Here is a 6,503-nt window from a genome sequence, read left to right as displayed (position 1 = left end):
ATCTGTATCTTTAATGTTTATCTGATTTTTTAATACAAATAATTCTTTAAATTCAATAGGTACATTATATATTAAATTTTTTGTTATTTTTACTAAATGATAATTTAAAAAATTATATTTTAAAATTTGGAAATATTAGGTTAAAATAAATATATAAGCTATTGACTGAAAATAATTTAAATCATACAATGAACGTGTGAACGAATATTCATATATATGCATATAGTAAAGTAAAGCTTATATAATTTTTTAGTTTTAAAATAAGTGAAGAAGGTGAATATATTGGAACCAAAAAATGTTATTGAAAGTTGTAATTGTACAATAATACATGAAGAATTGGTAGGAAAGGTTAAAGAGTGCATTCCAGCAGAGGAAACACTCTATGATTTAGCAGAGCTATTTAAGGTATTCGGAGATACTACTAGGATAAAAATATTATGTGCTTTATTTCAAGCAGAAATGTGTGTATGTGATATGGCAGCGCTGCTAGGAATGACTCAATCGGCAATATCTCATCAATTAAGGGTATTAAAGCAAGCAAGGCTAGTTAAGTTTAGAAAGGAAGGTAAGGTAGTATATTATTCTTTGGATGATGAACATGTAAAGAGAATATTTGATCAAGGATTAATACATATAAATGAGAAATTAACCTAGATATTTTTGCATGGGGGGGATTTTACATGGTAACTAAAGCTAAAAAGCTGAAATTACCAAAAAGTAGTGCTGGAATAACTAAATCATATAAAGTTAGAATAGGTAACAAGCAAAAAAAGGGGAGTAAAATAAACATCGTAGAAGAAAGAGATATATTTAAGGAAAAACGTAAAATTAAAAAGGAATTTATATTAGAGGGATTAGGGTGTGCAAATTGTTCCAATAAAATGGAGAAAAAAATTAGAGAACTTAAAGGTGTTAGCAATGCATCTATAAATTTTGTTAGTAGAACATTATATATGGAAATTGAAGCGGAAAGCAGAGAAAGAGAGCTTATAGATTCTATAAAAGACATTATAATTAGCATTGAATCGCATGTTAAGTTAAAAGAAAAGAGTAAGAGTATTTTAGCTGAAAACCAGTATGAGCATAATCATGTTGATTCTGAAGAGTTAAATAAAAATGACTTAATAAGACTTGGGTTAGGAGCTTCAATTTTTGGAATAGCATGTGCATTTAATTTTTCAGAACCAATTAGTACTATATTATATTTTATTAGCTATGTATTTGTAGGTGGGGAAGTTATTATAAGAGCATTAAAAAATATTGCCAAAGGACAAGTATTTGACGAGAACTTCTTAATGGCTATTGCAACTACAGGAGCTTTTGCTATTAGACAGTATCCAGAAGCAGTAGCAGTTATGCTGTTTTATCAAGTAGGGGAGTTTTTTCAGAATATTGCAGTCAATCGTTCAAGAAAATCAATTTCAGAATTAATGAATATAAGACCTGATTTTGCAAACTTAAAAATAGGTCTATATGTTAAGAAAGTATCTCCAGAAGAAGTAAAAATAGGAGATATTATAATTGTTAAGCCAGGAGAGAGAGTTCCGCTAGATGGTAGAATAGTTGATGGATATTCAATGATGGATACCTCAGCTTTAACTGGAGAATCTTTGCCAAGAGAGGTTAGTGCTGGAGATAGAGTGTTAAGTGGATTTGTAAACAAAAATAGTCTTTTAACCATTAAAGTAACCAAGAGTTATGGAGAATCTACTGTAGCAAAAATATTAAATCTAGTTGAAAGCGCAGGTAATAGAAAAGCTCAAACAGAAAATTTTATAACAAAGTTTGCAAGGTATTATACTCCAGTTGTAGTTATATCAGCAGCAATGATAGCATCTATACCCCCACTCATTTTAAATGGAACAAGTTTTTCGGAGTGGATATACAGAGCATTAGTATTTCTAGTTGTATCTTGTCCTTGTGCTTTGGTAATATCCATACCGTTAAGCTTTTTCGGAGGAATAGGAGGAGCTTCTAGAAGTGGGATTTTAGTTAAAGGTGGAAATTATCTTGAGGCTTTGACTAAAGCTGAAATAGTGGTATTTGATAAGACGGGAACTTTGACTAAAGGTGTATTTAAAGTTACTGATATAAAACCTAAAAATAATATAACCAAGAAAGAACTATTGCAATATGCTGCTTTGGCAGAAAGTTATTCTAACCATCCCATTGCAATATCTATTTTAAAGGCATATGATAAACCAATAAATAAAAGTGAAATAAAAAATTATAAAGAGATACTTGGACAAGGAGTTAAAGTAAAATTAAAAGATAAAGAAATAATAGTTGGTAACAGCAAGATGATGATAAAACAAAATATTGCTTACGATAAAATAGAAGCTGTTGGAACAATAATCTATGTAGTAATGAATAAACAATATATAGGTTACATTGTTATTTCAGATGAGATTAAGGAAGATGCAATCCAAGCTATAAAGTCATTAAAGCTAGTTGGAATTACCAAAACTATAATGCTTACGGGTGATAGTAAGCCGGTAGCTATAGAAGTAGGAAAGAAATTAGGTTTAGGGGAGATATATTCGGAGCTTCTTCCAGATCAAAAGGTAGAAAAGATTGAGGTTTTTGATAAACAAAAGTCACCAAAAGGCAAATTGATATTTGTTGGAGACGGGATTAATGATGCACCTGTACTTGCAAGAGCAGACATAGGAATAGCTATGGGGGGAATAGGTTCAGATGCAGCGATTGAGGCTGCTGATATAGTTATTATGACAGACGAACCTTCGAAAATAGTTTCTGCAATAAAAATAGCTAAAAGAACTAAAATTATAGTTAAGGAGAATATAATATTTGCATTAGTAGTTAAGATAGTAATTTTAACATTAGGGGCTTTTGGAATGGCTACTATGTGGGAGGCTGTATTTGGTGATGTAGGAGTTGCTTTAATAGCAGTATTAAATGCTATGAGAGCTATGAAAATAGAAAAAATATAGGACACTAAGTTTTGGATTGCTACTATGTTATCTAAAGCTTAGTGCATTTAAAAATATAAGTATTGAAAGCTATGTCAAAATAACATATTATAGTTATAAATAGTGATTTATAACTAACAACCAAGTAGTAGAATATTAAAGTGTTAATACTATTTACTTTAGTCAATTTTTATATTTTAAATTTGGTGCTTATATCAGAATAACTGATTTTGGGGGATAGATTGTGAAGGAATTAGATTGTAATTGTGATAAATACTTAATGTTAAAAAAAGAGTATGAGAGTTATCAAAATACTGCAGAAAGAACTATACAAAGTATATCTGAAAAAAACATAGAACTGGAAAGGACATTAGGGGCTTTATCTAGCATAGTAGAAATAAGCAGATACATAAATATGCATTTGAGTGACCCTAATCTTATTCAAATAATTAATGATATGATGCTGGGCATATTAGGGGTAACTTATTCAACAATGTATTTGATGGAAGATGATTGTCTTTGTGTAAAGGTAACTAATATTACTCAAAATTCAAATTTTTTAAAAAAAGGAGAGTTAATTAAGTTAAATAAGAGTGAGGCATTTGTACTAAATTCTCAAACTCCTATATATGAAGAAAATATAAATGATTTAGATATACACTCAATTATAGGTGTCCCTATATCGTTAGCTGATAAGCTTTTAGGATATATTATACTTGAACAGTCGCTATATAATTTTTTTAATAGAGAACATGTGAATTTTTTGTCTTCTATAGCAAATCAAATTGCAGTCGTACTTGAAAATTCTTTTTTGTATAAAAAGTTAATAAAATCATCGGAAATAGATTCTTTGCTTGATATATATAACAGAAGATATTTTTTAGAAAAGGTTCAGCGAATAATTAGAGATAACCCTTTACATAGCTATTCCATTGTTATGGTTGACCTTGATGATTTTAAAAAGGTAAATGATACATTTGGACATCAATTTGGAGATGAAGTATTAAAGAAGACTACAAAAGTTATAACGAACGACATTAGCAGTAGTGGAATAATTGCTAGGTATGGAGGAGAAGAACTAGTGATTTTTCTATATGATGGAGAGAATATGACAGAAGTTTATAAAAAAATTGATGGTATTAGAAAAAAAATAAGTGAAAATGTAGTAAATTTAGGGCTTTATAGGACTAGTATTACAGCTAGTTTTGGTATTAGTTTTTATTCGGCAGATTCAGATAAGTTAGAAAAAATGCTTAATATAGCAGATACAAGATTATATGAGGCTAAGCGAACCGGCAAAAACAAGGTTGTCGCTGGAATTATAAAATGACTTTTTTAAAAGGATGAATTATTAAGATTTATCCTTTTTTATTTTTTGAAATAATATAAATTGACAAATATTCTGAATTATTTATATAATTAGGTTAGTAAACACTAACCTTACAATTAATGAAATAAAAGTATAGGAGGGATTTATTGTGAATTTATTCCACAATATGAAATTAAGTGTCAAAGTTATGCTAAGTTTTATAATGGTGGCTATAGTTTCAACTAGTATGGGATTTATTGCGGCTGTACAGATAAAAAAATCATTTCTGTTTGTCAGTATAGCAGTAATAGCTAGTGCAATTATAGCTTTAGTTTTTGGAAGGTTTTTAGTTGAAATTATTAATGACTTTGTAAGAAAACTAAGTGAGGCAGCAAATAAGTTGTCGGTGGGAGATATAAATATTGACATTGAATATCATTCAAAAGATGAAATAGGTAAATTAGTGAAGGCTTTTGATGCAATTGCAGTAACCATAAAAGAGCAATCAGAAGCGGTTAAAAAAATTGCAAGTGGTGACCTTGGTATAGAATTAAATGCCAAATCTGAAAATGACATCTTAAGCAAGAATCTTACTCTTGTTATAAACAATATTAAATCTTTAGTGGCAGATACCACTATATTGGTGGAAGCTGCAGCTGAAGGAAAATTAACAACAAGAGCTGATGTATCTAGACATAATGGAGAATATCGTAAAATAGTTGAAGGTATTAATAAGACCCTTGATATCGTAATCGAACCTTTTGATGAAGCAAATCAGGTGCTATATAAAATGTCAATAAATGATTTAAATACCCAGATGAAGGGAAAGTATAATGGTGTGATTAAAGACTTTGCAGAGTCAATAAATAATCTTCATGCAAGACTTGTAAATATTCAGAAAATTTTTGTCGATATGGCAAAGGGAGATATAACTGATTTAGAAATGTATAAGAGAATTGGAAGAAGGTCAGAAAATGATAAAATGATGCCTGCTGCTATAAAAATGATGGGAACAATACAAAGATTAACTAATGAGGTGAGAAGCCTAGCTAGTTCTGCTGTAAATGGTGATTTAAGTGCTAGAGGAAATGCAGATGAATTCGAAGGTGGATATAGAGAAATTGTTGAAGGTATGAATGATACTATAGATGCATTCACTAATCCTATAAATGATTCTAAGAAGGTTTTGGAAAAATTTGCACTTAATGATTTTTCTCTAAATATGAAGGATAACTATAAAGGTGAATTTAATGCTTATGCTAATTCAATTAATGATTTGCATAAAAGGCTGTTATCTATACAAAGAGCATTTAATGGTGCTGCTGATGGTGATATCAGTTTATTGAATGAATTTAGAGATCTTAAAAAGAGATGTGAAAATGATCAGTTGTTGCCAGCACTAATAAGAATGCTGGAAACAAATCAAAACTTATTTAATGAAGTTAGAATGTTAACTGAAAATGCAATTGAAGGAAAGCTAGATGTACGAGGAGATACATCAAAGTTTAAAGGAAATAACAAAACCATAATCGAACAGGTAAATAAACTTATAGATGTACTTAATGCTCCGATGAAAGAAGCTAGTGAAGTTTTGTATAAAATGTCTGTAAATGATTTAACTGAAAAAATGACAGGAAAATATAATGGAATGCTTAAAAACTTTGCAGAGTCAATAAATGATGTTCATGTAAGGCTTGTGAGTGTCCAGAAGATTTTTGTAGATCTATCCCAAGGAGATATAAGTGGATTAGAGGAGTATAAAAAGATTGGAAAAAGATCAGAAAATGATAGAATTCTTCCTTCCATTGTGGTTGCTATGACTGCAATAAGAGATTTAATCACAGAAGCAAGAACACTTGCAAGTTTAGCAACCAAAGGAGATCTTAGTTCTAGGGGAAATACGGACAAATTTGAAGGTGGATATAAAGAGATTATTGAAGGTATGAACAGTACAATGGATGCAGTAGTGGGACCAATACAAGAAGCATCTGATGTGCTTCAAAAAATGGCTAAAGGTGATTTGACAGTAGCGATGACTGGAGATTATAAAGGTGAATATTCTAAAATTAAAGATAATCTTAATCTTACAATTAGTTCATTTAATGATATATTAAATGACATAAGTAATTCGGCATATCAAGTTGCAGCGGGATCGAAGCAAGTATCTGATGGAAGTCAAGCACTGTCACAAGGATCTACAGAACAAGCTAGTTCGATAGAAGAATTATCTTCATCTATAACACAAATATCAGCACAAACAA

4 protein-coding genes are annotated in these 6,503 nt (G+C 30.0%); all 4 read left to right on the top strand.

Features of this window, described 5'->3' with window-relative positions; genetic code table 11:
- Positions 1-282: 282 nt before the first annotated feature.
- A complete protein-coding gene (locus tag I6U48_RS28650) occupies positions 283-654 on the top strand; it encodes an ArsR/SmtB family transcription factor (RefSeq protein ID WP_218323928.1) in 372 nt (123 codons plus the stop codon).
- 26 nt (positions 655-680) lie between these two features.
- On the top strand, positions 681-2,954 hold the full coding sequence (locus I6U48_RS28645; protein WP_218323927.1) for a heavy metal translocating P-type ATPase: 2,274 nt from the start codon (positions 681-683) through the stop codon (positions 2,952-2,954).
- Positions 2,955-3,177: 223 nt separating this feature from the next.
- Positions 3,178-4,263, top strand: coding sequence for a sensor domain-containing diguanylate cyclase (locus I6U48_RS28640; RefSeq protein ID WP_218323926.1), 1,086 nt, complete (start codon positions 3,178-3,180; stop codon positions 4,261-4,263).
- 148 nt (positions 4,264-4,411) lie between these two features.
- A partial coding sequence (locus tag I6U48_RS28635) for a HAMP domain-containing protein (RefSeq protein WP_218323925.1) occupies positions 4,412-6,503 on the top strand: 2,092 nt, incomplete at its 3' end.

Source organism: Clostridium thailandense, from assembly GCF_019207025.1.
GTDB classification, from domain to species: domain Bacteria; phylum Bacillota; class Clostridia; order Clostridiales; family Clostridiaceae; genus Clostridium_AM; species Clostridium_AM thailandense.
The sequence above is the reverse complement of the archived record's forward strand: the minus strand, read 5'-3'. Positions and strand labels throughout refer to the sequence as shown.

Bases quoted from the DNA above. Each gene is read 5' to 3' on its own strand.
- I6U48_RS28645 (WP_218323927.1), top strand. From the start codon at position 681: ATGGTAACTAAAGCTAAAAAGCTGAAATTACCAAAAAGTAGTGCTGGA.